Below are 2613 nucleotides of genomic sequence, written 5' to 3'. Positions count from 1 at the left end.
AATCAGAATAGATGTATTCATCAGTTATTTGGATTAACTGCTTAGGAGTGGATTCCAGAAGGAATCTATGCCTTTTTTTGCGTTTGTCCATTATTTGCACCAGAACCTAAATTTCACTTCACCAATACTTTATGTCTTTATTCCTTTTCTTTAACACGTTTCATTGCACATCAAAATTTATATTGGTTAAAATTATGTATCTAGTATTTTTCATATTCTCTGTACTTATCTCTATATTTTTAAATTTATTCTAATTCTCTTCAATCTTTCTTATATACCAAGTACATATATTATAAAAAGAAGCATTTAGTAATTTTAATTTTTGTAAACTATTTAGTGTACAATTTTTTTGGAAATGACATGGTGATAAATCATAGATACTAAAGCATTACTATCAATATAAGATAAAATTTTGATGAATTTCATTTGTTTACTGATGAACTACAAAAACATCTATCTGACGATATCTTTTGATAATTTGCACGAGTAACATATTTTTTTGAACGCAAAAGTAAATATAGGCAAGAAGTTTATGATAGCGTAATACATTGGAAAACGCCATGTATAATAAGCAATTCTCTAATTTGATTATGGTATTTACCTTTATGTGAATACAACCACACCTATGAGTCTAGGAGGACTAAAACAGTGTGTTAAAAGCTAGATAATATATAGTGTTTCTCAGTCGAATTATAGCAATGCCCACAATAATTATTGTAAAGGGACGCCGCTTAGATTCCTGCTAGATACTGTAATCCTCTTCTCAAATTTTTAACCTCACCAACTATTTTTATGACATGATTAGGGTACAGCTCCTCACTCCATTCTAATCATCTTTTCGCGCGAAAAATAGAGGAATATTTATATTTTTTTAAACATATTGATTAAACAGTTATTTAATCGAGTGCTATTTTGGGTCCATTAAAGATAATATTCCAACTTATTTTTAGTTCGTTTATAAAGTAATTTGAAATCTTTAAATGATTTAATTCTTATTTTTAAATTTTTAGGAATATCAACACTATCTTGTTTGACACAAGAACTAATCTTATTTAAGAATAGTTAACAAATGAATAAAGTGGGGGAAATAATATGTGGAGAAAACAACAAAAAAATTTAAATTTTGCTGCGCCGCTTGGCTTAATACAATCTTTAGTTATCACTTCTGATCCCCAATATCCTTGGACAGATTGTCAGGATAGTATCTCATTTCCAAATTGTAATAATCCTATTGTATCGCCATGTTCAAATCGTCCAGAAAACGAATCTACGAAAGAACAACGTTCAGCAGCATTGATACGTGAACAATACAATAATATTAATTCTTATACGGATACTGTACCCAATGCATCTGTGCTGATAAACGGAGATTTGACTGCCTTTGGGCATGGCTGGCAGTGGGATAAAATAAACGAACTTCTTAGAATATTAAAAAGACCCTATTATTATGGTCTAGGCAATCATGATATTGAAAATAATTTTAATGACTGCGTAAATAATGGATGTTTTAAAAATTCAATGGAGAATTTAATAGCCCATGTTCAAACTCGCGGCATACCATCAACTCAATTTGATTATAGGACTCAACCAGGAGAACCTTATTTGGGTATTCCTGTTACAAAGCATCAAGGCAGTTTTGCTTATGCAGTAAATTTCGGATCGATATGTTCTATCCAATTACAAAATTTTCCTACAATGAATAAGCAAACAGGCCCAACTATTACCGATTTTAATGAGTATCACATATTTGAAAACTTTGATTGGGTAAGAACTCAATTAGAAACAGCTAGAATAAATGGGAAAACTATCATAATAAATGTTCATAAACATCAAATGCTTTATGATCAATATAAAAATTTATTTCAACAATATGGTGTTGCAGCAATTTTTGCTGGGCATCTCCATACAAATTTTGGATATCAGATATCGTATAATAATATACCTATTTTTCTATCCGGTGGTGCATCCCAACGCACATATTTAATTATAGAACAGTTTTCAAATAGATTGGATATGTACGCTGTTAATTGTAATGATTGGAGAAATAGATGTTTAATGAGTCCTATTTTTAATGGAGAGTATCAAATTGTGACAGCATTAAATAATAGTAGTGTAGTAAGTTTGGAGGGGGCCTCAAATACCAATGTTATATTAATGTCCAATAATAAGGCAGATACTCAAAAGTGGTATCTCTCGTACAACAGTGTTAAGAATGGTTATGTAATACGACGTAATCGTGCCTCAAATATAGTGTTGGCTTGGAACGCTGCAGGTGGAACGGCCAATGTATTTACTACGCAGCTTATTGAAACATATGATGCTCATTATTGGGCTATAGAGCGTGTTAATAATAGTAATGAATATATATTTAAAAATAAAATGAATCCAGACTTAGTTTTAGAAGTAGCTGGTTCGCAAACTACTAATGGTACAAATATTCAAGTACATGCAAGACACCCTTTAAATACTTCTTTAAGAAATCAAACATTCTTAATACAACCAATTTGATTTTTTGGGTTCTGGTGCAAATAATGGACAAACGCAAAAAAAGGCATAGATTCCTTCTGGAATCCACTCCTAAGCAGTTAATCCAAATAACTGATGAATACATCT

Annotated in this window: 1 protein-coding gene; it reads left to right on the top strand. The window is 30.8% G+C overall.

Going from position 1 to position 2613, the window contains the following annotated elements; translation table 11 throughout:
- Positions 1-1092 precede the first annotated feature (1092 nt).
- Positions 1093-2508, top strand: a complete 1416-nt coding sequence (locus ASE54_RS28185) for an RICIN domain-containing protein (RefSeq protein ID WP_000269095.1) — start codon at positions 1093-1095, stop codon at positions 2506-2508.
- Positions 2509-2613: the final 105 nt, after the last annotated feature.

Origin of the sequence: Bacillus sp. Root131 (assembly GCF_001429475.1) — a bacterium.
GTDB lineage: Bacteria > Bacillota > Bacilli > Bacillales > Bacillaceae_G > Bacillus_A > Bacillus_A thuringiensis_S.
This window is presented reverse-complemented; position numbering and strand designations above follow the sequence as displayed.

Bases quoted from the DNA above. Each gene is read 5' to 3' on its own strand.
- ASE54_RS28185 (WP_000269095.1), top strand. From the start codon at position 1,093: ATGTGGAGAAAACAACAAAAAAATTTAAATTTTGCTGCGCCGCTTGGC.